At 52.6% G+C, this 26,689-nt stretch carries 18 protein-coding genes; all 18 read left to right on the top strand.

The genetic code is table 11. The features are described from left to right. Positions 1-12 precede the first annotated feature (12 nt). The 18 genes from tssK to ACQG2G_RS11765 all read left to right on the top strand — a co-directional run bounded on the left by tssK (position 13) and on the right by ACQG2G_RS11765 (position 26,689). On the top strand, positions 13-1,353 hold the full coding sequence (gene tssK, locus ACQG2G_RS11850; protein WP_029883901.1) for a type VI secretion system baseplate subunit TssK: 1,341 nt from the start codon (positions 13-15) through the stop codon (positions 1,351-1,353). Continuing rightward, on the top strand, positions 1,350-2,024 hold the full coding sequence (gene tssL, locus ACQG2G_RS11845; RefSeq protein WP_061771954.1) for a type VI secretion system protein TssL, short form: 675 nt from the start codon (positions 1,350-1,352) through the stop codon (positions 2,022-2,024). The genes tssK and tssL overlap by 4 nt, the downstream gene beginning before the upstream one ends. Beyond that, the gene (locus ACQG2G_RS11840; RefSeq protein WP_348595849.1) at positions 2,024-3,694 is read left to right on the top strand and encodes an OmpA family protein; all 1,671 of its coding nucleotides are present in this window, start codon (positions 2,024-2,026) and stop codon (positions 3,692-3,694) included. Before tssL ends, ACQG2G_RS11840 begins: the two co-directional genes overlap by 1 nt. Positions 3,695-3,699: 5 nt before the next feature. Next, positions 3,700-4,191, top strand: a complete 492-nt coding sequence (hcp, locus tag ACQG2G_RS11835; protein WP_029883904.1) for a type VI secretion system effector Hcp — start codon at positions 3,700-3,702, stop codon at positions 4,189-4,191. Between the two features lie 173 nt (positions 4,192-4,364). Beyond that, positions 4,365-7,016, top strand: a complete 2,652-nt coding sequence (gene tssH, locus ACQG2G_RS11830) for a type VI secretion system ATPase TssH (RefSeq protein WP_061772550.1) — start codon at positions 4,365-4,367, stop codon at positions 7,014-7,016. Further along, positions 7,013-9,370, top strand: a complete 2,358-nt coding sequence (locus ACQG2G_RS11825; RefSeq protein WP_061772551.1) for a type VI secretion system Vgr family protein — start codon at positions 7,013-7,015, stop codon at positions 9,368-9,370. The genes tssH and ACQG2G_RS11825 overlap by 4 nt, the downstream gene beginning before the upstream one ends. Before the next feature lie 32 nt (positions 9,371-9,402). Further along, positions 9,403-9,885, top strand: coding sequence for a DUF3828 domain-containing protein (locus tag ACQG2G_RS11820; protein WP_061772552.1), 483 nt, complete (start codon positions 9,403-9,405; stop codon positions 9,883-9,885). A gap of 124 nt (positions 9,886-10,009) precedes the next feature. Next, a complete protein-coding gene (locus tag ACQG2G_RS11815; protein WP_061772553.1) occupies positions 10,010-10,549 on the top strand; it encodes a DUF3828 domain-containing protein in 540 nt (179 codons plus the stop codon). A 13-nt stretch (positions 10,550-10,562) separates the two neighbouring features. Then, positions 10,563-13,193, top strand: coding sequence for a glycoside hydrolase family 73 protein (locus ACQG2G_RS11810; protein ID WP_248078829.1), 2,631 nt, complete (start codon positions 10,563-10,565; stop codon positions 13,191-13,193). A 116-nt stretch (positions 13,194-13,309) separates the two neighbouring features. Continuing rightward, on the top strand, positions 13,310-13,795 hold the full coding sequence (locus tag ACQG2G_RS11805) for a hypothetical protein (protein ID WP_369118586.1): 486 nt from the start codon (positions 13,310-13,312) through the stop codon (positions 13,793-13,795). 111 nt (positions 13,796-13,906) lie between these two features. Further along, positions 13,907-14,707, top strand: a complete 801-nt coding sequence (locus ACQG2G_RS11800; protein WP_061772555.1) for a hypothetical protein — start codon at positions 13,907-13,909, stop codon at positions 14,705-14,707. A 9-nt stretch (positions 14,708-14,716) separates the two neighbouring features. Next, positions 14,717-15,700 carry a hypothetical protein gene (locus ACQG2G_RS11795; protein ID WP_248078826.1) on the top strand — a complete coding sequence of 328 codons (984 nt, stop codon included), beginning with the start codon at positions 14,717-14,719 and terminating at the stop codon, positions 15,698-15,700. A gap of 222 nt (positions 15,701-15,922) precedes the next feature. Beyond that, entirely contained in the window at positions 15,923-16,186 is a 264-nt protein-coding gene (locus tag ACQG2G_RS11790) for a PAAR domain-containing protein (protein ID WP_061772558.1), read from the top strand. A gap of 2 nt (positions 16,187-16,188) precedes the next feature. Beyond that, complete coding sequence (locus ACQG2G_RS11785) at positions 16,189-17,397, top strand: hypothetical protein (RefSeq protein ID WP_248078823.1); 1,209 nt, start codon at positions 16,189-16,191, stop codon at positions 17,395-17,397. Next, positions 17,390-20,761: an ImcF-related family protein gene (locus ACQG2G_RS11780; protein ID WP_061771868.1), complete on the top strand. Its 3,372-nt coding sequence runs from the start codon at positions 17,390-17,392 to the stop codon at positions 20,759-20,761. The genes ACQG2G_RS11785 and ACQG2G_RS11780 overlap by 8 nt, the downstream gene beginning before the upstream one ends. Positions 20,762-20,780: 19 nt before the next feature. Continuing rightward, entirely contained in the window at positions 20,781-22,388 is a 1,608-nt protein-coding gene (gene tssA / locus ACQG2G_RS11775; protein ID WP_061771869.1) for a type VI secretion system protein TssA, read from the top strand. Positions 22,389-22,420: 32 nt separating this feature from the next. Continuing rightward, the gene (tssF, locus tag ACQG2G_RS11770) at positions 22,421-24,190 is read left to right on the top strand and encodes a type VI secretion system baseplate subunit TssF (RefSeq protein ID WP_248078820.1); all 1,770 of its coding nucleotides are present in this window, start codon (positions 22,421-22,423) and stop codon (positions 24,188-24,190) included. A 225-nt stretch (positions 24,191-24,415) separates the two neighbouring features. Next, positions 24,416-26,689 carry a M23 family metallopeptidase gene (locus tag ACQG2G_RS11765; protein WP_248078817.1) on the top strand — a complete coding sequence of 758 codons (2,274 nt, stop codon included), beginning with the start codon at positions 24,416-24,418 and terminating at the stop codon, positions 26,687-26,689.

The following is a 26,689-nucleotide window of genomic DNA, read 5'->3' as shown; positions in this document are numbered from 1 at the left end:
GCGGGCGCAGGGATGAAAATTTATCGTCCGCTGTGGAACGAGGGGGCGCTGTTGTCCCCTCAGCAGTTCCAGCAACAGTCAGAATGGGAAACTTTTCGCAGCACAGGCGTTGCGGCGCTTGCCTCACCGTTTGCATGGGGTGTGGAGCGCGCTGAGTTTGATGAACGACTGCTGGGATCGGGTCTTCTTCAGATTACGCACCTGCGGCTCTGGCTGCCTGATGGCACGCTGGTGGACGCGGCGGTCAGCGATTTGCCGCCCGAGCCGCGCGAACTGGGAGCCTCACAGCTATCAGATGTGGTCACGGTGGTGATTGCCCTGCCGCTCATGCAGTCCGGGCTGAATAACGTGCAGCAGGAGTCGGCTGTGGCCGACAGACCGCTTCGTTACCGTGAAGAGTGGGTGAATGTCCAGGATGCGTTTGGCAGTGAGGACGAGTCCGTTGCGGTTGCCCGCTTTAACCTGGCTATCCGTTTTGAACATGAGGATAACGCATCGTGGCAGTGTTGCCCGGTTGTGCGTCTGATCCGTGACGGACAGGGATGGCGTCAGGATCCGGCATTTATTCCGCCCATGGCCCTGTTTTCTGCCAGCCCGGCGATGCGGGAAAGACTGGTGTTACTGAACCGCCAGCTTCGCTCACGCCGCCAGCGTCTGATGTCCATGCGCCGCGAGAGCAACGAGCGTCTGGCCGATTTCGCGGTGGCAGATGTGTCTCTTTTCTGGCTGCTCAATGCGCTGAACTCCCATGCGCGGGTGCTGACGGAGTTTGAACGTTTTCCGGCCCGTCATCCTGAGCAGGTGTGGGTGGAGCTCGCGCGGCTCGCGGGCAGCATGCTGACGTTTTCTCTCGACAGCGATCTGGACGCCATTCCCGGCTATGACCATGCCAGACCGGAAAACACGTTTCCTCCGTTGTTTGAGCTGATTACCGGCTTACTGGAAGCCAGCCTGCCGTCCCGTGTTATCGCGCTGGACATGCTTCGCCCGGACGAGCAGACGTGGAAAGCCTCGCTGCATGATATTCGTCTGCGTGAGGAGGCCGATCTCTATCTCTCTGTCAGGTCTGACGTTCCCGCCTGGCAGGTGGCAGAGAAATTCCCGGCATTATGCAAGGCGGGTTCCCCGGATGATGTGAATGCTATTTCCACCGTTGCGCTGCAGGGGATCCCGCTTATCGCCGTGAATCGCGTTCCTGCTGCGTTACCGGTACGGATGGAGAACCAGTACTTCGCGCTGGACATGGAAAGTGCTGCGGCACGGGATATGCTGGAGCAGGGAATTTGTATGTTCTACGTGCCTGCCCTGCTGGGACAGCTTGAACTTGAACTGTTTGCGGTACTGCGATCATGAGAAAAGAAACCGATATCGATGCCCTGATGGCGGAGACCTGGCTCACCGTTACCCTGCTTAAGCAGGGGGCAACAACGCCTGACGGGAATGTGCTGTACGACACCTGCTGCAAACATGTGGAAAGCGTGCGCGAGGCGCTGGATCGTGCAGGATTCGATGAAGCCAGTATCGATCATATCTCTTATGCGCAGTGTGCGCTGCTTGACGAAGTGGTCATGAGCAGAAAACTGCCTGACGGGGCAGATGCTGATGCGGGCCAGGTGGCCTGGCGAAAAGCGCCGCTACAGGCGCGCTATTTCGGGTCGCTGCACGCAGGTGAAGCCCTCTGGGATCGTATTGCGGCGGTGTTACGCCAGCCTGCGCCGGATATGGCCGTTCTGACCTGCTATCACCGGGTGATCGCGCTGGGGTTCCAGGGGCTGTACAGCATGGGCTCTGTCAGCCAGAGCCAGCGTGAAGAGGCAATGAAAGCGCTTGCTGAGCGGGTACCGCCTCTGGATGCCGGCCTTTCTCTGGTGGTACGCAGGACCGGAAAACACCGTTACAGCCTGCTGCGCTCTGTCTGGTTCTGGATCGTGGCGGCGGCGGTGATCACCGGTGCCGTATGGTGGGGCGGACACCTCTGGCTCCAGGCGCTGCTGTCCGCGCAGTTACCGGAGTTGCCCCGTTAATGCGTAAATCGGTCATGGTTTCTCTGATATTCCACGTACTGGCGGGTGCCGCGGCGCTTTTATGGCTTCTGTGGGGTTTCATTCCGGCAGGCACGCTGTTTAAAAGCGTGATGACGCTGTGCATTGTTGCGCTGGCCGTCTGGCAGATCCGGCGAAAAAGCCGTTTCAGCCAGGCTCCGGGCAATGGCGGGTCTGGTTTTGATCTGCCCGTACTTGCTGATGCGGGTCCGGTTGTTCTTGTCTGCGGGGACAGCCTGGATGCCCTGTTCGGGGAGCATACGCTGCGTAAAACAGCGCAGGGCTGGTGGCTGCGGGTGAATGACGTCAGCAGGCTCACGGATATCGTGCGCGATATCCAGGAGCGGCAGCCGCGCCAGACCGGGCAGATAGCCGTTATGTATGCCTCCCGTCCCGAGGGGCACCAGGATGAAGCGGTGCTGCGCGCGACCCTGAAAGCGTTGCGCCAGCAGATGAAACAGCTGAGCCTGATCGCCGGATTCACGCCGCCGGTGATCCTGAGCGGTGAGTTTTCCGGCCCTGAAACCCCGTGGGTTATTGTCCGTGGCGACAAACCGGTGGTTTACCCTGCTGATGAGACGCCACAGGCGGCGGACGACTGGCAACAGGCAAATCGTCTGGCGCTGATGCCCGTACTGCGGGAAGGCTTTGCCTTTATGCGCACCATTCTTATGGATGAACTGGCGAAAGAGGATCGGTTATTTCCGCCGGTTCACCCGTTTGTCGTGGCTCTGAGAAGCGGTGGGGCTTCAGCCAGCAATGCGTCTTTATGGGCACTCTGGCTTTGTCGCCTGACACACCTGTTCCTGCCGCAGGCAGACGGAATGGCGGAGGTCTCTGGTCGTTTTCCTGATGCGGTACTACCGCTGCTCACGCCTTACTGCGCACCTGTTCAGGGCGGGAAGCGCACCCGCCGCCTCATTGTATGGATCCTGGCCTGCGTTCTTGCTGCCCTTGGTTTTTCTGCCGTGAATAACGCGGCGCTGATCCGCCAGGTGGGAATGGATCTGCAGCGCTGGTATGCCATCCCCATGAACCATTATGAGCCGAAGGCGCAGTCACTTGCCGCGCTGAAACAGGACGCTCTTCTGCTGGAGCGCTGGCAGCGGCAGGGGGAACCGCTCAGGTATGCGCTGGGCTATTACCCCGGTCAGCGTCTGTGGCTGGCGTTACAGAGGGCGATTGACTCGTATGTGCCCCCTCCGGCACCTGCCATGAAGCCAGTACCGAAAATCATCCGCCTCGACAGCATGTCGCTGTTCGACACCGGCAAATGGGCCCTGAAACCCGGCTCGACGAAGCTGCTGGTGAACTCGCTGGTGGGAATTAAGGCAAAGCCCGGCTGGCTGATTGTGGTGGCGGGTCATACCGACAGCACGGGCGATGTCCCGTCCAACCAGGTGCTGTCGCTTAAGCGTGCGGAGTCCGTGCGCAACTGGATGCGCGATACCGGCGACGTGCCGGAGAGCTGTTTTGCGGTGCAGGGCTACGGCGAGAGCCGTCCTGTCGCCACCAACGACACGGCGGAAGGCCGGGCGCTGAACCGCCGTGTCGAAATCAGTCTGGTGCCGCAGGCGAATGCCTGTCAGCTGCCGGGCAACACACCCGCGCCATCGCAGGATGATGGCGTCTCAAAAAATGAAATGGAGTAATTAACATGGCAATTCCTGTTTATCTGTGGCTGAAGGACGACGGCGGCGCGGACATCAAAGGTTCCGTGGACGTGAAGGACCGTGAAGGCAGCATCGAGGTGGTGGCGCAGGAGCATAACCTGTACATCCCGACCGACAACAATACCGGCAAGCTGACCGGCACCCGTATCCACACGCCGTTCCTGTTCACCAAGGAGATCGACTCATCCAGCCCGTACCTGTACAAGGCAGTGACCACCGGCCAGACCCTGAAATCTGCGGAATTCAAGTGGTACAAAATCAACGACGCCGGGCAGGAAGTGGAGTACTTCAACACGAAGCTTGAGAACGTGAAGCTGGTGAAAGTGAATCCGAAGATGCACGACATCAAGGACCCGGCGTTCGAGAAGCACAACCACCTCGAGCAGATTGAACTGCGCTACGAAAAAATCACCTGGACCTACAAGGACGGCAACATCATTCATTCCGATTCCTGGAACGAACGTACCACCGCGTAAGCCCCGTGCGGACAGGGTTGCCTGTCCGCCGTTTTTGCTGAACGCCTGTAACCGCGGGCGTTCAGCAAAGAACAACACAATCTGCCTGCCTGACCTGATGCGCTTCGGGTTCCTGAATGACAGGGAACAGCGACGGGCGGTAGCGTGTCCGGAACTGATAAAGAGAGAACCTCATGGAAAATCCAGCCATCCTGTTACGCCGTCTTAACCCCTACTGCGCCCGTGCCATGGAAGGCACGGCCTCCCTGTGCCAGACCCGCGCCCATGCGGAAATCCTGCCCGAGCACTGGCTGCTGAAGCTGCTGGAGCAGGGCGAGGGCGACCTGACGGTGCTGGCACGGCGCTACGAATGGGATATGGACGCCATCTGGCAGGATTTGCTGGCATTTCTCGACACGCTGCCCCGTTCGGTACGCAGCCGTCCGCAGCTCTCCGGCAGCATTCAGACCCTGATGCAGGACGCCTGGCTGCATGCCTCGCTGGCGGGTGAAGGGCACATCCGCAGCATTCACCTGCTGATGGCGCTCGTTGATAAGCCGAACCTGGTGCGCTGCAACGGCCTGTGGCCGCTGCTGACCCTGGCGCAGAGCCAGCTGGAACGTCTGCGCGGGTTGCTGGATGCACAGTCGGACGAGCGTCCGGAGGTGCAGCAGGAAGAAGGGCTGGCGCAGGATGGCGAGATGACGTTTGTCGGCCGCCCGGTTGATGCCGGAGTGAAAGAGGGGGAACTGAATCCGGCCCTGCAGAACGCGCTGGACAAATTCACCCTCGACGTCACCGCCCGCGCCCGCGAGGGCAAAATCGACCCGGTGTTCGGCCGCGACAACGAAATCCGCCAGATGGTGGATATCCTCTCCCGTCGTCGCAAGAACAACCCGATTCTGGTGGGCGAGCCCGGCGTGGGTAAAACGGCCCTCGTGGAGGGGCTGGCACTGCGCATTGCCGAAGGCAACGTCCCGGACGCGCTGAAGCCGGTCTCGGTACGCACCCTCGACCTCGGCCTGCTGCAGGCAGGCGCGGGCGTGAAGGGGGAGTTCGAGCAGCGCCTGAAAAATATCATCGACGCCGTGCAGCAGTCTTCGCTGCCGGTGCTGCTGTTCATTGATGAGGCGCACACCATTATCGGCGCGGGTAACCAGGCGGGTGGCGCGGATGCGGCCAACCTGCTGAAACCGGCGCTGGCAAGAGGCGAACTCAGAACCATCGCCGCCACCACCTGGAGTGAGTACAAGCAGTACTTTGAGCGTGACGCCGCGCTGGAGCGTCGCTTCCAGATGGTGAAGGTGGACGAGCCGGACGACGACACCGCCTGCCTGATGCTGCGCGGTCTGAAATCCCGCTATGCGGAACATCACGGCGTGCACATTACGGATGAAGCGGTGAAGGTGGCGGTCAGCCTGTCCCGTCGCTACCTCACCGGCCGTCAGCTGCCGGACAAGGCGGTGGATTTACTCGATACCGCCTCCGCCCGTATCCGCATGAGCCTCGATACCGTGCCGGAAGCGCTGACCCGCCTGAAGGCCCGGCTCACGGCACTGGATATGGAAAAACAGGCGCTGCTGCAGGATATCGCGACAGGTAACACCGCCCACGGCGAACGTCTGGCGGCCATCGAACAGGACGAGCTCCGCATCATTCTGCAACTCGATGACCTGGAAGCGCAGTACGGCCAGGAGCTGAAACTGACGGAAGCCCTGCTGGCCTGCCGCAGCGATTTCTCCCGCCAGGCGGAAATCGCTGACCTGCAGAACCAGCTTGCCACCGTGCAGCAGGGGAACCCGCTGCTGGGGCTGGACGTGGACGCGCGTACCGTCGCCACCGTGATTGCCGACTGGACCGGGGTACCGCTCTCCTCATTAATGAAGGACGAGCAGACGGAACTGCTGAGCCTTGAGCACAATCTGGCGAAACGCGTTGTCGGTCAGGACAGTGCACTCAATGCCATTGCGCAGCGCCTGCGCGCCAGCAAAACCGGTCTGGCGCCGGAGAACGGCCCGCAGGGCGTGTTCCTGCTGACCGGACCGAGCGGCACTGGCAAGACCGAAACCGCCCTGGCACTGGCGGACGAACTGTTTGGCGGGGAAAAATCCCTGATTACCATCAACCTCTCCGAATACCAGGAGCCGCACACCGTCTCCCAGCTCAAGGGTTCCCCGCCGGGCTACGTCGGCTACGGCCAGGGCGGCATCCTGACCGAAGCCGTGCGCAAGCGTCCGTACAGCGTGGTCCTGCTCGATGAAGTGGAAAAGGCGCACCGGGACGTGATGAACCTGTTTTACCAGGTCTTTGACCGGGGATTCATGCGCGACGGCGAAGGGCGGGAAATTGACTTCCGCAACACCGTCATCCTGATGACCTCCAACCTCGGCAGCGACCTTATCATGCAGATGCTGGATAAACAGCCGGAGGCGACAGAGCCGGACCTGCACGAACTGCTGCGCCCGGTGCTGCGTGACCACTTCCAGCCCGCGCTGCTGGCCCGCTTCCAGACGGTGATTTACCGGCCGCTGGCACAGGTGGCGATGCGCACGATTGTCGGCATGAAGCTCGGCCAGGTGAGCCAGCGCCTGGTCCGGCATTACGGTATGACCACCACCGTCAGCGACAGCCTGTATGACGCGCTGACGGCCGCCTGCCTGCTGCCGGATACCGGCGCGCGCAACATCGACAGCCTGCTGAACCAGCAAATTCTGCCGGTGCTGAGCCAGCAGCTGCTGACCCATATGGCAGCAAAGCAGAAGCCGCAGCACCTGACGCTGGGCTGGGATGAGGAAGAGGGCATAGTGCTGGCGTTTGATGAACAAACGGAAGGAGAGGCGTCATGAACAGTTCCCTGATCAACCAGGCAACCGATGCGGTACAACAGCTGCTGGGCCAGTCACGTTACCGGGTTGAAGTGCATGGATGCGGCGATTTCCTGGATGTTCTGCGTTACAACGCGATGGAATCCCTCAGCCAGCCATGGCGGTATGATGTGACAGTCACCTGTTCTTCTGCGGATATTGCCTGCGACACGTTACTGCTGAAACCGGCGTCATTTACTTTTCAGACCCCGATGTTTGACGGGGCACCGGCGCTGCCGGTCCGGACGGTTTATGGGGTGGTGGCGTCATTTCGCCGGATTTCCACGTCAAATGACGAGACCCGTTACGCACTGAAGATCGTTCCCCGCATCGCGCTTTTGGGTTTTACAAAGGGCAGTCAGATTTACCTCAACCAGTCGGTCACGGAGGTGGTTGAACAGGTACTGCGTAAACACGGCCTGGAAGGACCCGACTTTGCGTTCCGGCTCTCACGGGAGTATCCGTCCCGGGAGCTCATCACCCAGTGGCGGGAAACTGACCTTGAATTTATTCAGCGCCTGCTGGCTGAAGTCGGTATTTACTGGCGTTATGAAATGGACAGCCGTCTTGAGCAGGATGTGGTGATTTTTCAGGACAGCCAGCAGCAGTATGAATTTGGCGTCACGCTGCCATTGCGCAACCAGGCGGGGATGAGTGACAGCGGCCAGGAGAGTATCTGGGATATTCAGACCGCATACAATGTGGTGAGCGGGAGTGTGGCCACCCGTGACTACAACTACCGCGAAGCGCTGACGCCTCAGGACAGCGCCGAAAGTATTTTCAGCAAGGAAGGGATCACCACCGGGGAAACGTACCATTACGCGGACCCCTTCCTCTCAGCAGGTGATACTGAAAGTACAGAGACCGGGGCATACTTCGCCCGTCTGCGTCACGAACGCATTCTGAACGCGCAATATCGCGTCAGCGGGCATTCTTCCAGCCCTCATCTGGCCCCGGGTCAGGTACTGGAAACGGACGGCACGTTACCCGATGCTGTCAGGGAAGGCATTGTCATCACCACCGTGCGCACCCGTGGTTCACGCAAAAGCAGCTTTACGCTGACGTTTGAGGGGATCCCCTACAGCGAAACGGTCTGTTATCGTCCGGCATTGCTCAATCGCCCGGTGATATCAGGATCACTCCCTGCCAGGGTGGAAAGCACACAGAAAGGCGAGACCTATTCCTGGCTAGACACGGACGGACGCTACCGCGTGAAGCTGGACTTCGACCGCAACAGTGCTGAGCAGGGCTATGCCTATTTGTGGCTGCGGCTGGCGAAACCCTATGCCGGTGATACGTACGGATTCCACTCCCCGCTTATCGACGGAACGGAAGTGGCCGTCGTATTCGACGGCGGAGACCCGGATCGTCCTTATATCGCTTATGCCCTGCATGACTCAGAGCACCCGGACCATGTTACCAGTGATAATCATACGCGGAACGTGTGGCGTACCCCGGCGAACAATAAGTTGCGGATGGAGGATAAGCGCCAGGAAGAGCATATCAAGCTCGCGACGGAATATGGCAAAACGCAGCTGAATATGGGTCATCTGGTCAACGGTCAGCGAGAAAAACGCGGTGCCGGTTTTGAATTGCGTACGGACGAGTTTGGCGCGGTTCGTGCGGCAAAAGGGCTGTTCCTGACGGCGGATGCTCAGGCCAAAGCCCAGGGACCGGTGCTGGAAATGGCCCCTGCGATAAGTCAGATTAACCAGGCCAACAGCCAGATGCAGGCGCTGAACAGTGCCGCTGAAGCCGCCGGAGCGCTGGTCTGTGATATCAGTATCCAGATCAGTCTTGTGACGGACAAAATCAAAGATCTCCAGTCTGCGGTCCTGCTGGGTAGTGCTCCGCAGGGGGTGGCACTGACCTCAGGTGAACACCTTCAGCTCAGCAGCACCCGCAACACCATGATCAATGCAGGCCAGCATCTTGATATCGGTGCGATGAACAATCTTTCCGTAACGGCAGAAAAAGCCCTCGGTCTGTTTGTCCATAAAGAAGGAGCTAAACTGCTTGCGAATCAGGGAGATATTGAAATTCAGGCTCAGCACAACACGATGGCGCTGTTTTCTGAAAAGCAGCTGACTGTGACGAGCAGCGAAGACGAAATCATTATCAGCACCCCGGAAACGCTGACGCTGAACGGCGGCGGGTCGTATCTGAGGCTGAGTAAGAACGGGATTGAGCATGGTTCATCCGGTGAGTTCATTGTGAAGACGGCGGACTATCTGGTACCGGGTACTGGTGCAAATCTACCCAACGAAACACCCAATTTCAGCCTGACGGATATCACTCAGGAAAACAAAATGAGCAGCAAGTCTTTTAATGACTGAAATAAAAAATAGTAAACATAAAAACATGTACTATGACATTAAATTTCAAAAATTTATTGCTGTTCTTCATTTTTGTTTTTGCTATGTTTTCAAACTTCTGCTTTGGAGAAGATAACAAATTAACGCACGATGCGAAAAGCCCAGAATTCGTTGTTAAAGCATTTTACTCTGATTATCTCACTGCATGGAATGATTCTGATGTGAAGAGTGGTGCAGAAAAAAGCCAGAACGCAATTGATACCTATACGACGCAACATCTTCAGCAACTTAATAGTGACAATGACACTGGTGCTGATTATTTCGTCAACGCTCAGGATATATGTCCTGACTGGGTGGATGAAATCGCGGTTGAAATATCTTCTGTGGGCAGTGGTAGAGTTGTCGCCAGGTTAAGCCTTGGTCATGCTGATAGTGAGTCAAAATATGATATCAGCCTTGTTCTCAAAAATGATAAATGGCTAATGAATTCGGTGAAGTTCATATTCAGAAAAACTGGCCATTGCAACGAGAACTAACGGAGAGAAACAAACTTCAATCAAAACCCTGCTCTGAATACTTTAAAATAAAAAGCTGTGGCTATTATTGTTATATATGAAATAAATTTTGGAAAGTGCAAATTTTAACGACTGAGAATTGAAAATGAAATTATCAATCAACAATTTATTTTATGTTTTTATTTATGCATTCCTCTTTACTTGCTCTCGTATAGCTTTTGCTGCTGAACCAACAAACCCAGAAGATATTGTACATGACTTTTACTCAGAATATCTTAAGGATTATTCAAAGAATAATGATGCTTTAATCAAAAAATACGTTTCTGACCAACTAATGGATAGCATTGCCGATTCTACAATGTGTAATTATGATTCTGACGATTCGATATCTGCATCAGAACTAGAAAAAAAATGCTCACAGAAACACGAGTGTAAACAATATAAAGGGAATTACGTTTGTGACTGGTACGGTGTTTGGATTGAGTCTGACGTTAATTATTTTACGAAGTCTCAAGATATATACCCCTCATGGAAGTTGAACATTAAGACCAATACTATTACGGATAATGGAAGCAAGTCTGTCGTTGGGGTTGTTCTGGGGGATGATTCTGAATCTAAAAACACACTTAGAGTTTCCCTTAAAAAAATCAACACTAGCTGGAAAATCATCAGCGTAACGGAATAAAAAGGCTGAATCCATGTGGAATAATAGTGCATCAGTTAGTTACATCAATAGTCATGCTGAACCTGAAAGTCGTGGGAATTGCGCTGCATATGTAAGAAGGGCTGTAGAGGCTGGAGGTGTCAAAATTAAAATTCCGCCACCAAGGATCGGCGGCTCCGCGTCAGCATGTGATTACGGCCCATCTTTTGAGGCCGTAGGTTTTAAACCTGTTTATTCTTATGCAGGTTCTGGCCCTACAGACACAGCAGTTATACCCGGACAACAAGCAGGTGATGTTGTTGTCATCCAACCTATTGACGGGCATCCTCATGGACACATTGCTTTATTTAATGGGACGAACTGGGTTTCAGACTTCATACAACTTAGAGGATTTTATCCCGGACAGCAATATAGAAATATAAAACCCGCATATATTCTTTATCGTTACACTGACGATACTGCTTCTGATAGTAATATTGACGGGAAAAAACAGCCTATAAAAATTGTCTGGCCGATCCTCTCTAATAACCGTGGAAAGGAATTTAGTAACCAGGAAGACATTCTCTCCCATTTAGCGGGGGAGTCAACCGGACAGTACGCGATTGGCCGTAGCGGGATGTGGCATGGCGGTATTCATATCACACATACCACAACTCCGTGGTGTGCTCTCAGTGGTAAAGCTCCTCTTGAAGCGATGGATTTCCCGGTTCTCTTTAAAGGTGAGCAGGCGGTGCGGTGCATGGCTGACGGGGAAGTGGTTGCTTATCGTGTCTGCAAGGATTATATGACGATTGCATGGGAATCCGGTCCGCTGAGTTTCTCCGGCTCATTCGTCCTGGTGAAACACTATATTCAACCGGGTAAAGAGGAATCCAGCGGGCTGCATTTCTACACCCTGTATATGCATCTGGCGCCGTATTCTGCCTATGAAAGTGAAAAAAACATCCACTGGATAACTCAGGATACGCTCTCTGGTTATTCTGAAGCCGACTGGCTGATTATGGATTTGAGCCGCAGCGACAAGAAACCAGCGAGTGCAGGCAATGTCAACAAAGGGACCCCTGTTACCTGGGATGCCTCAGATACATCCCTCACCGCTACCCATGGCGGACGAACTTATGGGCTGGCTACACTAAATGCTGACAGCGGAAAGCTGAAATCGGGTCAACGAGTCTGGATGCTGGTCGACAATAACAACATTAAACCGGCGCCAGGAAGCGGCCCTGCCTGGTGGGATCATTTGGTTCCCCCTGCAAAAGAGGTCATGGTATTTGATAAAACGGTTAGTCTCAGTTCACCGTTTGCTATTAAGGCCGGTGACCCGATTGGGCATATGGGCTACTATCAGGCACCAAAGGATGGGGGTTATGAGGCGAGATATCAGGTGCATATTGAATGTACCAGCATGGATGACAATCTGGAAAAATTCCTGACCAACCCGGAAAAAGTGGGGGAGACTAACCCACTCTGGTTGAAGTACTCTCCTGGACTTGCTCTGTACACAAAAGATGTCGCAAAAGGCACCTTCGCAAAGGGGACGACGTCGACAACGCGGACAGGCATTCTACCGTTGAGTAAGGTTGCAACTGAAACGGATAAATCAACAAAACAGGAATACTGGCTGCTGCGACCAGAAAATGCCTACGTGCCCAAAGGCCAGGCGGAGCCTCAACTCTTGTCACAGTATGATCTGGCAAAGCTGGGTTTCAGAACGGAAACCGCAGAGCCTGCCAGTTTTGATTACCTGGATGGAAAAAACCAGCCTGTTGGATTCTTCCGCAGTCTTATCAACTCACTCTACGAGGCCGCAACCGGTGATACACGAACCAGTCATGCTCTCGTGAAGCATAATTATCAGCGCCTTCTTGATAAAATTGATAATGGAAACGACCGTTACTCTCCGATGGAATACTGGAGAGCACTTCATAATCCTGACTATCGTGACGTCATTCAGAAAACAATCGTAAAACATCCCAGCGACTGGTATTTCAAAAAAGGCGATGCTATCTGGCAACCATTCCTGAATGCACTGAAGAAAGATGCTCCTGAATGGAAAAAATACAGCGAAGATTTTCTTGATAAAATGGCATGGATGCAGGATGTCACCACGGAGAAGCTAGGCCCCTCGTTATGGCATATGCATCCAATAATGTTCCTTGGGGCTCTAAAACCACGAAATGATATAGATTGGAGCAAGCTGACCAAGCAACAGTTTACTGATGCTGTTTATGAGACTGCTCTTAAAGAACAAGAAAAATCAGGTATTCCTGCGGCAATAACAACTGCTCAGGCCATTGATGAATCGGGGTATGGTCGTAAGGTTCCAGTTGATTTAAACAATAAGACATATAGTTTCAATCTCTTTGGAATAAAGGCTAAAAGTGGACAGGAATTTGTTGAGATATGGACCACTGAACATATCAATGGAAGTAATATTAAAATTAAGGATAAATTTGCAGCATATAACTCTTTTGAAGAAAGTATTGCCGACAGAACTAGATTCTTAACTGAAAACAAGAGATACGCCTCACTATTTGAAAGCTATGATCCTGAAAAATGGGCTCATGGCCTTCAAGATAAAGGCTATGCCACAGACCCTAATTATGCTTCAAAGTTGATTTCTATAATGAAAGGTAGTTATATGAAAGGCAGAGGTTTGAAATGATTAAGATCATGCTATCCATCTTATTATATTGTTTTTGTTGCCATTCCTATGCTAACGACTTTTGTTCGGAGCTGTCCAAAACATCCGAGAAGGAGCAAGCATATGTAGATCATTCCATGAATGTATTTAAGGTTGTATCGAAAACAAGACTTTACTTCAACAGCGCACCAAATGAACAATGTAAGATTAGTAATTTATTTTTAGTTAATGGTGATGTTGTTTCAGGATACACCACTCTTAATGGATATTTGTTTGCATCATATTTCAAGAAAAATGGCGATTCGGTCGATGGATGGCTCAAACTATCAGATTTAAAAAATACCGGATATACCAGTGGTCCATCAAGTGACGAACAAACTGTTTTTAATATTATTCCAGATGTCATTAAGAAAAACGCACTGACTACAGCACCTGAAAAATGTATCAACATCAGTGGAGATGACACTGACAATAAATACTACAAATTCGCTATAACCAAAAAATCACTTGAAGAATGTAAAAACGTGCAACTCACTCCTTTTAGCATCTTGGTAAAAAAAGGGACTCAAGAAATTTACACAAACCAAGGGAATGAAATAGATAAATTTCACCCAATTGAATAACATGCTGATTTTCATAGAGAGAAGCTAATACGCCCGCATGAGTCTTAGATAACTACATGATTTCGACAATGAACTAATTTTTGATGTTCCAGTTTATAAAGGGACCAATTAATGAAGCATCTCAATTTAAGTTTGTGTTTATCATTGTTGTTATTTGCTGGCAGTTCAATCGCTGCAACTACCTGCACATCCAGCAAAAATTATTATTCTTACAATCCCTCTCAAAAACCTGTTCCCAAAGAAGCGACTTCAAAGGGACGAGTTTATTTTTATTCTTTACCCAAAAGCGATTGTAAGACGAGCACATTCATAATCAATAATGATAAAGTACTTAAGTATAGAGAAAACAAAGAATATAGTTTCGTAAACTTTGTTAATAAAAATGGTGCTGTCGTTGATGGATGGGCAAAGAATGAAGAAAGTGCCCCTAGTGATGAACAGAATAATGAGTTAACTTACGGTGATTTTGCATGGATAGGAAATGGCAAAGAAACCTTTCTTTTAGGAAAGGCCACACCTGAATTAAATAAGTGGGCTAAAGAGTCTGGTGTAAAACTCCCTGATCCCGACAATCACGGATTTAATAATGGGTTCGAATCTTGGACTTTAACAATTAAAAACGAAATTGTGACAATATCTCAGGCCAATGAGATAATAGAGAAAAGATTAGGTTTTGATGATACGTATGTATCAGCCATCACATTTATTGATGATAAATACAAAACCACACGAGGCATAAAAGTCGGCGACAGCTGGAATATGGTAACTTCAAAATATGGAATGGGTAGTCATAAAGATACTGAAGACGGTTGCAGATTTTATCAGTACTTTGATATGAAGCTAAGCTTCTGCCTTGACTCATCGAGTATTGTGCAGTCTATTTCGTTTGAAAACTACCCAACAAAACCATAGCAGTTATTGTTGATTCAGCATATATATACGGATGATACATACTGGCTAAAGGCAGAGCCCATACTTCAAAGCGATAAAAGGACTTTCAATGAAGGCCCCCCTAATTCTGAAGTTTATCTTCATAATCTCAATTTTTTATACTCAAGTATTGCATTTGCGAACGACGATTGTGAAAAGTATGGAAGAAAATCTGAAGCATCGCAAACTTACATTAATCCGGATAACAATTCTTTTGAAGTGGCTTCCACAAAGCGGCTTTATTTCTTCAGTTCCCCGAATAAGGCTTGCAAGATAAATGATCTTTTCTTGGTGCCAGGAGACATTATAACCGGGCATACAGAATACAACGGCTATGTTTCTGCTTCTTATGCAAAAAATGAGTCATGGTCAGTCACCGGATGGCTTGACAAATCACAACTAAAACACCGCGACATAAAAAACAATCACCCTATAAAAAATCATTGTGAAGTAGTTTCCGATTTAGCTGCGACACAGGCTTTTAGCGGAGGGATCAAGATACCAAACAATGCATTCTCAACAGCGGCTAAGACAAAGGTTATGCTCTATAATGCGCCTGACAGACTCTGCCCAAAAGAAAACACCTTTATCATTAAAGGTGACAATGTGTATGCACTCAAAAAATATGCAGATTTCATTTTGGTGCAGTATGTGACAACTTCGGGAAAAGATGTTTTCGGCTGGATTTCCCAACCAGAACTAAAAGAGTTCAATCCAACCATCACACTTCATAATAACACTCGAATTAATATTATTGACTTTATCGTTATAAAAAATAAGAGATGGGTTGGGATTGGTTCTTTCTATAGCAATAAACTTTCTGGTATAGATGAAGACGAAACAGGTTCTTCTTATATAGGAGGCTTCCCTAATACTGTCGGAGGGTTATATAAATACACAATGCATATTTATGTTTGGTTTCCTCAAATGCTAATTATGATAAGAGACAATATACAATTGATGATGATTATATAATCTCGGCAATTAACGTAGAAACGCCAGCGTATTCTACCTTACGTGGAATAAAAGTTGGCGACCCTGCTGATAAAGTGTTTAAAGCCTATCCTGCGAATCAGGCACAAATTACACCTGAAAAAATCAGTTACACGCTAGGTGATATGTATCTGGATTTCACACTAAAAGCTAACAAAGTAGCATCAATTAACATGGGGATACCTATCCCTGGAGAGGAATAAAATGCTTCAGATAATCAGAAAAGGCGATAAAACATCCCACGGCGGTTCTGTACTGACCGCTTCCGAAACGATGAAATTCGGCGGCATCGGCGTTGCCCGCAAAGGCGACAAAGTGTCCTGCCCGGTTCCGGGACATGGCCCTACAACTATCATAGAAGGCAATCCTGATTATCTTGATCATGGTATCCCGGTTGCATTTCACGGTCACAAATGCGCCTGTGGTTGCACGTTGATCAGTTCATTTGCCGCTGCAAAGGTTGCTTGAATATGCCCGTCTGGCTGGATGCCATCCCCGAAAAAGCCCCAAAGATCGCGCGTCCTGGCACCCGCCGCTGGCTGCTGTTCCTGGCATTTATCATGCTGGGGGGCATAGCGCTCACGCTATGGTGCTGGACGTCAGAAAGAACCGGCTTTGTCTTCTGGTTCACCGCTCTGGGTCTCCCGTTTTGCACCTGGGGGCTGCTTTTCGGTCTGCGCCGGTTTGCCTATAAAGCCGAACAGGTGGGGGCCGAGTCCCGGAATGTCGAACGTGAAGCACTCATTGACAGTGAAATTCTGCGCGGTCAGCGCTGCGCCTGGATCCTTGGTACGCACATCCAGACTCCGGCCGGAAACAAAGCCGATGACCTGCTGGAGGCAATGAAAGTTGCAGCACCCGCTATCGATTTCTCCCGCCCAAGAGGATGTGACAAACCGGTCAGATACGCAGCATTAACAGAATACCAGGCTGATTTAACAAAGGCCCTGACAGCAGCGGTGACTAAACTGACCACGCGTGTAGAAGGGATCGTTCAGCCGCTTCCGCCGGAGCTACCATGCTGGCTGATGCTGGATTGTGATAACGACCTGTACCCCTTGATTGAAGAGCAGCTTAAAGCCGTTCTCTCAGTCAAGACCGGCAGGATTTTTCGCCTGATGTCCGGAAAAGGGCTGAGCGCATTCGATGCCTGGCTGGACAAGCGATGGGACAATCCGGGCATTCTGGTTGCCATCACGCTGTCGTTACCGGCGTCTCCCCGGGAAGAAGATGCTGATGCCATCTCAATGGTGGTATTGAGCAACCGCAAAGCCCACGCCTGGCCGGATGCGCTCCGCCTTCATCGCCCGGAAAGAGGAACTGAAGCCACGCTGACCAAAACACTTAAACGTGCATTACTCTGGGCCAGAATCGGTTCCGACGCGCTCCGGGGGAGCTGGATTACAGGTCCAGCTCTGACCGCAGGAAGCGGCTGGAATAATGCCTGCGAGGAAAGTGGCGTGGAATTTAGTCTTTCAGAAGACAATTTCAGTATCGATCCGGTGCTTGGCTACACCGGCCATGCGTCTCCATGGCTTGCCATCACGCTTGCCGATGCAGCCTTTGAACAACGAGGGGTGCAGGTTATCGCCGCACAACCCGCCGCTGCCAAAGACGACATCTGGGTCGCCGTCATCACCAAAGAAGAAGTTCGCAAGGAATCGCCTAAGAATGTCTAAGGTAAAAGTCAAAACACTCATCGGCTCCGTTGTGACTGTCGCGTTTTTTCTGACGGTCATTGTGGCATTTCTGTTTTATGCTTTTCCGGAAAACGTGGCTTCGGCCACCGGATTCGGGCCGTATGACGGCCAGCGCATACTCACATTCTGCACCATACTGGTTGCCGCGATGTTGTTACTCGGCTGGCTGACAGAGAAGGCTTTCGACTTCGCCGGTAAATCCGGGTTGTATTTCCACTGGGGGCAGAAGAAGGCTCAGATTGTCGCTCCGGTGACAAACACCATTGCCAGTGAAGAAGAGGGCGATGAACCCGTCTTCAGCGAAGACGTGGTGTCCGAACACCTGCACTTTCGATATGGACGCCGCTGGCAGCGTAAGGTGCGACTCCTGCTGGTGACGGGCAACCCGGACGATGTCCAGAAAGCAGCACCGGGCCTGTGTCATGACCTCTGGCAGGAAGGTGACGGTAACGTGCTGATTTATGGCGGCGACGCCCAGTCACTCCCGGATGAAATCTTCCTTTCAAAACTGAAACGTCTGCGTCCCGGCCAGCCGGTTGATGGCATCGTTCAGGTGATGAGTACCTCAGCCCTCCCGACGGATACCGAACGGGATGCCTTTTTGCGTTGTCGCCAGAAAGCTGATCACCTGCTGGGCTGGCAGGCCCCGGTCTGGCTGTGGCTGACTGACAAAGCCACGGGTGCTCAGCAGGACGCAGAAACGGCTGCGACTGGGGTGATATTCGGACCGGAAGGCACCGTAAAAGAGGCGGGTGAGGCATTTACTACGTTGTCTCAGCGCCTGCAAAAAGCCGGTATGGCACAGATACTGAATAATCCGGCTGATTTCGGTCTGCTCCGGTTGTCTTCCCTTCTGCGACAGGAACTGAAAGCCAGTCTGACCGTTTTACTCAGCGGGCTAATGCAGGGATCTGCGGCCTGGCGTTTACGCGGCGTTATGTTCAGCCCTGAACTGGCCGTTGCCGGAACAGTGCCGAACACGCACCTCGACACACCGACATGGAAAGCTGTTATTGATGACTGTGAAGCTGCCAGCGCCAGGAAACTGGGCTTCGGCTGGCTGAAGATGCTGCGGTTAATCCTGCTTTCCCTGATGGTCTTATGGGGGGCCGGTACACTGTTGTCTCTCATCGTCAACCGTACCCAGATTTATCAGGCGCAGGAGACGGCCAGGCAGGCAGCGGATACGGCATTACCCCTGGCTGAACGCCTGCACAACCAGCTCGTATTACAGCAATCCATTGCCCGTCTGCAACATCGTGAGGCGACCGGCGCGCCGTGGTACACCCGTTTTGGTCTTAACCAGGATAGCGACATGCTGACGGCGCTCTGGCCGCTGTATGAGAAGAACAATGCGCAGCTGATGAGGGATGCCACCACAGACCATCTCAGGCAGCAACTGAATGCCTTTGTGCAACTTCCTCCGGCCAGTGATGCCCGAGCACAGGGCACACCGCGTACCTACGATGTGCTCAAAAGTTATCTGATGATGGTCCGACCGGACAAAGCGGACGCAGACTGGCTGGCAAAAAGCGTGCTGGCAGCCTGGCCGAAACGCCGGAATGCGCCGGATGGTGCGTGGCAGGAAATGGCACCCAAACTGCTGGGCTTTTATGCCCAGAATCTCCCTGCACACCCTGAATGGAAAATTAAGCCCGATGCTGAATTAATCGGCACGGTACGTCAGATCCTCCTCAAACAGATTGGCCAGCGTAATGCTGAATCCGGGCTGTATCAGGACATGCTGAAGCGCGTTGCCAGCAACTGGCCTGATTTAACGCTTGCCGATATGACCGGCGACACGGATGCCTCCACCGTCTTCAGTACAGAAGAAGTGGTGCCGGGCATGTTTACCCGCCAGGCCTGGGAAGAACAGGTGCAGGATGCAATTGATGAGGTGGTTAAAACCCGCCGCGATGAAATCGACTGGGTGCTGACGGATAAAACTCATCAGCCCGGAAGCGATGTTTCGCCGGAAGCGCTGAAGTCCAGACTGACCGAACGTTACTTTACCGATTTCGGGAATGCCTGGCTGAATATGGTCAACAGCATCCAGTGGCACGAAGCGGCCTCGCTCTCTGACGCGATCGCCCAGCTTAATCTGATCGGTGACGTACGCCAGTCGCCACTGGTGGCGCTGATGAACACCCTGGCATGGCAGGGAAAAACCGGCGAGAAGGGGGATGCGCTGGCGGATTCGATAGTGGATTCGGCAAAAAAGCTGGTTGGCCGGAAAAAGAACGTGAAGCAGTTTATTGAACAGGCGCAGGGGCCGCGCGGTCCGCTGGACGATGTGTTTGGTCCGCTGACGGGATTCATGGAGGGAAAAGAGGGGACCGGACGTAACGGTAACCTCAGTTTTCAGTCCTGGCTTGCCCGTGTTACCCAGGTACGCCTGAAACTCCAGCAGGTCACCAGTGCGCCGGATCCACAGGCGATGTCTCAAATGCTGGCTCAGACCGTGTTCCAGGGCAAGGCTATTGACCTGACCGACACACGTGACTACAGCAGTCTGGTGGCGGCGAGTCTGGGCCAGGAGTGGAGCGGGTTCGGCCAGTCACTGTTTGTTCAGCCGCTGGATCTGGCCTGGCGGCAGGTGCTGACCCCGGCAGCAGAAAGCCTCAATACCCGCTGGCAGACGACCATTGTTGATCAGTGGAATAAAGCGTTTGCCGGCCGCTATCCGTTTAAAGCTACCGGCAGTGATGCTTCCTTACCGCTGCTGGCTCAGTTCCTGCGCGGCGATTCAGGTCGCATCGCCACGTTCCTGAAAACCAGCCTTGGCGGCATTCTCCACCAGGAGGGGAACCGCTGGGTGGTGGATCCTTCTGCAAGCCAGGGAATGGAAGTGAACCCGGATTTCCTGCGGGCAATTAACCAGCTGGCCGAACTGTCGGATATCGTTTTTGCCCAGGGCGATGCGGGCGTTCACTTTGAATTAATAGCGCGTCCTTCCCGTGATGTGGCCCGTATGCAGCTGACGCTTGATGAGCAGAACCTGGACTTCTTTAACCAGATGGAAAGCTGGCAGAGCTTTACCTGGCCGGGAAACACGTATTACCCGGGTGTCAGCCTTCGCTGGCGCAGCGTGAACAGCGGGATGCAGCTCTACACCAGCCATCAGGGGAACTGGGGATTCATCCGGCTGCTGGATAAGGCATTAATTACACCTCTTGATGCAAGCCGCACGCAGCTGGTCTGGATCACCCCGGACGGTAACCCGCTGAAGTTTGTTATGCGCAGTGAGCTGGGTGACGGTCCGCTTGCCCTGCTGAAGCTCCAGGGATTTACGCTGCCTGAAACCATCTTTACGGTTGCGGCCAGCGCTGAAGATGTCGAATAAAGACAAGACAAGGAAAAACATGAGTTCACCGGAAGCCCTGTTATCGGCATGCACCACAAACCACGAGGCGCAGCTGCGCCTTACTGAAAGCGCCTCCTGCACCCTGTCCCTCTGGGATAACTGGTTAAAACCGGTCCGCCCCGGGGCGGAAACGGGTGACGATCCGGCCAGTGACGACGATTTCCAGCTGATGCGCGAAGAAATCAACAAACTCTCGGGCACCGATCCGGATCTGCTCTGCACCCTGGCGGAAAAAATACTGTGTGAAAGCGCCAAAGATATCCGTGTCGTCACCTGGTATACCCAGGCCCGGCTGAGCCGTGACGGTGAGAAAGGTCTGGCGGAAGGGATACTGCTGCTGGTCGCGATGCTGTCCCGCTACGGCAGACGCTGCCATCCGCTGCGCCCGAATGCCCGGAAAGCCGCGCTGGAGTGGCTCAACAGTACAAAAGTACTTGATACGCTCTCGCGCTGGCCGGAAGTGGAGCGGGAAGATGCCGGCCTGACGGCCGGAGCGGTCAGCCTGCTGAGTAAGGTGGTCTCAGACTGGCCTGAAAATGAAAAACCCGCATTCGCCGGCCTCTGTAGCGCGCTGGAAAACCGTCTGGCGCGTTCTGGCGGGGTGACAGCGCTAATCCCCCAGAACAGCAGCACTCAGGATACCGGGCATGACGCTGTCTTTTCTCCGTCGCCACTGCTGACGGACGTGAAGTCGGGGCGCGATTTGCTGGATCAGGCAAAGATACTCTCCCGCTGGCTCGGAGAACAACCCCAGGGGTGGCTGGCCTCTCACCGGCTGATGAAAACCGTTCGCTGGGATACCGTCGATCAAATTCCACCGCTGGACAGCAGTGGTCGTACCCGGCTGATTCCGCCTAAACCAGAGTACCGGGCGCAGCTAAAGCGCCTGTACCTGCAAAAAAGCTGGGCTGAGCTGGTGGAGCAGGCCAGCCAGATGTACTGCGAAGGGGTGAATCATTTCTGGCTCGATCTCCAGTGGTACCTCTGGCAGGGACTCAGCCATGCGGGACAGCCCTGGGAGAACCTGGCGGAGTCAGTCCTGCTGGATCTTCGGTTCCTCCTCAGACGTCTGCCCGGGCTTGAAAGCCTGGCCTGGAATGACGGTACCCCGTTTGCCGATGAGGTGACCACGGGATGGATTGCGGAAAAGGTCAATGAGGAAGGGCTGTCATTCGGCAGTGAGCCGGTCGTGTCCGCTGCGGTAAACGGGGATGAGGTGCTGTCACTGGAGGCAGAGGCGATGGAGAAGGGCGACAGTGAGGGGCCCGAAGCGGCTCTGATCTGGCTCCAGACCCGCCCCGGACTGGACTCTCCGCGAAGCCGCTGGCTGATACGCCTGCTGATGGCCCGTGTGGCCGAACAATACGGGCGTAACGACATGGCGCTTCATCTGCTGGCTGAACTGACATCCGGTGCGCCGCAGTTGTCGCTGGGTGACTGGGAGCCGGGCCTGATGTTCGAAGTTCAGGCCCGCCGTCTGAAACTGTTGCGCATGAAAGCCGGCCGTAGCGAGTCCGATAAAATCCGGCTGATGCCTGAGATGGATGCCCTGCTGGCGGGATTGATTGCCATCGATCCTGCCCGTGCCATGGTGCTGTGTGGCTGAATTTTGTCTGTTAACTATCAGGAATACCGTGCATGGATGATTTAACCCTGCGCTATTTTGAAGCCGAAATGCGCTATCTGCGTGAGGCCGGAAAAGAATTTGCCCGCGCCCACCCGGATCGGGCGGCAATGCTTAATCTGGATAAACCCGGCGCCCGGGACCCGTATGTGGAACGTCTGTTTGAAGGCTTTGCCTTCCTGATGGGCCGTCTGCGTGAAAAGCTGGATGATGATCTGCCGGAACTGACTGAAGGACTGGTGAGTCTGCTGTGGCCGCACTATATGCGGACTGTCCCGTCGCTGGCCATCGTTGAGTTCTCGCCTGACTGGCGTGGCCTGCGTCAGGCCGAAATACTAGCTGAAGGCTTTTCCGTTCTGTCACGTCCTGTCGGGCCGCATAAAACCGCCTGTCAGTACCGGACGACCCGCGATGTGCCGCTACAACCGCTGCACCTTGCAGATGTACGCCTTCACACGGAAACCGATGGCCGCTCTGCTATCCGTCTGCGCTTCGAATGCCCGGAGAAAGTGGACTGGAGTAAAGCCGGGATCGATAAAGTCGCCATCTTCCTTAACGCAGAGAGTCCGGTGAGTTCAGCGCTGCATCTGGCAATGACCCGTCGTGTACACGCCATGTATGCCCGCCATGCCGGGACGCATACCGAACGTCATCAGTTTGATGGCTGGTGCAAACCCATGGGCTTTGACGACAGTGACGGCCTGTGGAAGAAAGCCGATACAGCCTTCAGTGGTTACCAGCTGCTGCTGGAGTATTTCAGCTTCCGTCCAAAGTTTATGTTTGTTGAGCTGCGCGGCCTCGACACCATCGGGCTCACTGCGGCCAGCACCTGGTTTGAAATCGACATTGTACTCAGTGAAGCCTGGTCATCCGATCTGCCTTTTGAGACGGAAAACTTCCGGCTGCACTGTGCGCCGGTTATCAATCTCTTTACCCTGGAAGCCGACCCGCTGACGCTTAACCCGCTGGAGAACGAATACCTGCTCAGGCCATTGCGTCTTCAGGATGGTCACACCGAGATTTACAGCGTCGATAATATTCACGGCGCGGTGAAGAATGGCAAACATCCTTATGTGCCGTTCACCAGCTTCCGCCACCGGGGCGGCATGATGCGCCACGATGCCCCTGAACGTTATTACCATACCCGCGTGAAACACGGTCCCTCTGGCCTGTATGACACCTGGTTAATTCTCGGTGGCCGCTCGTTCGAACTGGAGCAGTTGTCCGAAAAACCGGAGTCCCTCTCGATGCGAATCACCGGGACCAACGGTCAGCTTCCGCGTAAGGCACTGGAAAGTACCCTGCTGGACAGGGTGGTCAAATCCGGCAAGGTGCCCGTCAGGGTCCTCAACCTTACAGCACCGACGATGCCGCTTTACCCCCCGGCAAACGACCGTTTTCACTGGCGGGTGATGAGTCACCTCGGGTCAAACTTCCTCAGCATGATGGACAATCCCGAGGTTCTGCGGGGCACGCTGGCGCTCTATGACTGGACCGACGATGAAATGAACCGCCGCCGGCTTGAAGCAATCGTCGCCGTGAAGCACACCCTGATCCGCCGTTTTGAGAAGGGCTTTATGCTCCGGGGCGTGGACATTGAGGTCACGCTTAATATGGATAATTTTGCAGGCGAGGGCGATGTGAATCTCTTTGGGGAGATGCTGCACCGGTTCTTCGCGCTCTATGCCGACATTCACCTCTTTAACCAGCTCACGCTGGTGCTGCAACCGACAGGAAAACGACTGAGATGGCGCGAGAATCACAGCCAGCACGTACCAGGCTGACGTTAGTCCTAAACTATAAAATGGAGTCAGCTTATGCCTAAGAGTTTGAATACACATATTGATGCAGACATAGCTTGTGAAGAGGACGAGAATCCTGGTTCAGCTAGATATGAACCTGATTCGTTAACAGCGGAAGGTTTATCGCCGGTTTTCAATCAGGCTGAGACCATGAAAGTAAGTCAGGTCGTCTGTAAATCGTTTAGTGACTGAGAGGGAGTGTGAACCGTGTCTGTATTACCAAAAATTGTCTGGCCTGTCCCCTCCGACAAGCGGGGAAGTGAGTTCAAAAATCAGGAAGAGATCCTCTCCCACTTGGGTGGCGAATCAACCGGTCAATATACGATTGGTCGCAGCGGGATGTGGCATGGCGGGATCCATATCACCGAAGCCACAACCCCTTGGTGTGCACTGAGTGGCAAATCGCCTCTGGAAGCGGTGGATTTTCCGGTTCCTTTTAAAGGCGAGCAGGCGGTGCGATGCATGGCTGACGGGGAAGTGGTTGCTTATCGAGTCTGCAAGGATTATCTGACGCTTGCATGGGAATCCGGTCCGCTGAGTTTCTCCGGCTCATTCGTCCTAGTAAAACACTATATTCAACCGGGTGAAAAAGAGACCAGCGGGCTGCATTTCTATACTCTGTATATGCACCTGTCCCCGTATTCAGCCTATAGGGTCAATACGGCTGAAACAAAATGGACGCTTCAGGATTCGCTGTCTGCCTACGATCCTGAATGGGTGATGTCAGCCAGTACAAAGAACAAAGATGTCAGCGACAGCTATGAAAATGGCACGATGCCTCAGGGATCTGTTGTCGAGTGGGATAAGACGGACGGGAGCCTCCATACCATCGCGTTCAATAAGCGTGAATACGGTCTTGTTACTCTTATAAATTTCCCTGAAGAGACTTCGAAGAAAAAGAAAGGAACCTCGCTTAAGTCGGGTCAGCAATACTGGATACTGGTGGATAATAACAATATTTCGCCAGGTACAAGCGGTGTGGTCCAGCCTTCCTGGTGGCAGAAACTGATGCCCCCGGCAAAAGAAGCGATGAAATTTGACCAGGTTGTGTGCCCGCCGCCCTATGCCATCAGAGCTGGTGATCCTGTTGGTCATATGGGGTACTATCAGGCACCTAAGGACGGTGGCTATGAGGCCCGGTACCAGGTACATATCGAATGCACAAGTATGGATGATAACCTGGAAACGTTCCTGACCAACCCTGAACTGGTTGGAGAAAAGAATCCACTCTGGCTGAAGTATGTTCCGGGTCTTGCGTTGTACAAAAAAGAGGTTGCAACCGGAACGTTCACAAAGGATACAAGAGTGACCACCGTGACCGGGATCCTGCCACTGAGTCAGGTGCAAATTGAAACTGATAAGACGACCAAACAGGAATACTGGCAACTGCGACCAGAAAATGCTTATGCACTAAAAGGACAGGCTGAACCACAGCTTCTGTCACAGTATGATCTGGCAAAGCTAGGATTCAAAACTGAAACCGCAGAGCCTACCAGCTTTGATTATCTGGATGGAAAAAACCAGCCCACTGGATTCTTCCGTAACCTGATCGACTCCCTCTACCAGGCCGCGACCGATGATAGACGAACCAGTCATGCCCTAGTTAAACATAATTATCAGCGACTGCTGGATAAAATTGATAGTGGAAGCGATCGCTATTCTCCAATGGAATACTGGAAAGCACTTCATAATCCCGACTATCGTAACGTTATTCAGAAAACAATAGTAAAACATCCCAGCGACTGGTACTTCAAAAAGGTCGATGCTATCTGGCAACCGTTCCTGAATACGCTGAAGAAAGAAGCACCTGAATGGAAGAAATATAGCGAAGATTTTCTCGATAAAATGGCCTGGATGCAGGATGTGACGACTGAAAATCTGGGGCCTGAGCTCTGGCATATGCACCCAATAGTATTTTTGGGTTCATTTATTAAAAGAGAGAAAATTATATGGATGAAAAAATTCACAGAAAAATTTGGAGTAATTAAAGCAGATGCATTTAGGTCCAAGTTATTGGAGGTTTCCAATGAGTTAAGTATTGATCCAAACTACATTATGGCTTGTATCGCACTGGAAACGGGAAAAACATTTAGAACAGACATCAAAAACCCAGGCTCATCTGCAACGGGTCTAATTCAGTTTATGGATGATACGGCCAAAGATCTTGGAACTTCAACTCGTCAACTTCGAGCAATGGACCACGTAGAACAAATGGAGTATGTTAAGAAATACTTCAAAATGCAGGCGAACAATGTCGGGGTTCCAACAGAACAGTGGACTCTTGAGGATGTATATTACTCGATATTCAGACCTAAAACGATACTGCTCGGGTCAAATGATATTGTTTATCAAAGAAGTGACGGGGACTATTATAGTAAGAATCTATATCATGATAGAAATAGCGACGGAAAGATCACTAAAAATGAAATAGCAGAAAATATTAGAGTAAATTACAAATTAGGTATTCCTGAGGCAGGATAA

It is taken from the genome of Enterobacter cloacae complex sp. 382A5 (assembly GCF_050031095.1).
Classification (GTDB): domain Bacteria; phylum Pseudomonadota; class Gammaproteobacteria; order Enterobacterales; family Enterobacteriaceae; genus Enterobacter; species Enterobacter cloacae.
The sequence above is the reverse complement of the archived record's forward strand: the minus strand, read 5'-3'. Positions and strand labels throughout refer to the sequence as shown.

Coding starts and splice junctions, on each gene's coding strand:
- tssL (WP_061771954.1), top strand. CDS start 1,350: ATGAGAAAAGAAACCGATATCGATGCCCTGATGGCGGAGACCTGGCTC.
- ACQG2G_RS11815 (WP_061772553.1), top strand. CDS start 10,010: ATGAAATTATCAATCAACAATTTATTTTATGTTTTTATTTATGCATTC.
- tssA (WP_061771869.1), top strand. CDS start 20,781: ATGAGTTCACCGGAAGCCCTGTTATCGGCATGCACCACAAACCACGAG.
- tssF (WP_248078820.1), top strand. CDS start 22,421: ATGGATGATTTAACCCTGCGCTATTTTGAAGCCGAAATGCGCTATCTG.
- hcp (WP_029883904.1), top strand. CDS start 3,700: ATGGCAATTCCTGTTTATCTGTGGCTGAAGGACGACGGCGGCGCGGAC.
- ACQG2G_RS11785 (WP_248078823.1), top strand. CDS start 16,189: ATGCCCGTCTGGCTGGATGCCATCCCCGAAAAAGCCCCAAAGATCGCG.
- ACQG2G_RS11800 (WP_061772555.1), top strand. CDS start 13,907: ATGAAGCATCTCAATTTAAGTTTGTGTTTATCATTGTTGTTATTTGCT.
- ACQG2G_RS11810 (WP_248078829.1), top strand. CDS start 10,563: ATGTGGAATAATAGTGCATCAGTTAGTTACATCAATAGTCATGCTGAA.
- ACQG2G_RS11790 (WP_061772558.1), top strand. CDS start 15,923: ATGCTTCAGATAATCAGAAAAGGCGATAAAACATCCCACGGCGGTTCT.
- ACQG2G_RS11840 (WP_348595849.1), top strand. CDS start 2,024: ATGCGTAAATCGGTCATGGTTTCTCTGATATTCCACGTACTGGCGGGT.
- ACQG2G_RS11825 (WP_061772551.1), top strand. CDS start 7,013: ATGAACAGTTCCCTGATCAACCAGGCAACCGATGCGGTACAACAGCTG.
- ACQG2G_RS11805 (WP_369118586.1), top strand. CDS start 13,310: ATGAATGTATTTAAGGTTGTATCGAAAACAAGACTTTACTTCAACAGC.
- ACQG2G_RS11780 (WP_061771868.1), top strand. CDS start 17,390: ATGTCTAAGGTAAAAGTCAAAACACTCATCGGCTCCGTTGTGACTGTC.
- tssK (WP_029883901.1), top strand. CDS start 13: ATGAAAATTTATCGTCCGCTGTGGAACGAGGGGGCGCTGTTGTCCCCT.
- ACQG2G_RS11820 (WP_061772552.1), top strand. CDS start 9,403: ATGACATTAAATTTCAAAAATTTATTGCTGTTCTTCATTTTTGTTTTT.
- tssH (WP_061772550.1), top strand. CDS start 4,365: ATGGAAAATCCAGCCATCCTGTTACGCCGTCTTAACCCCTACTGCGCC.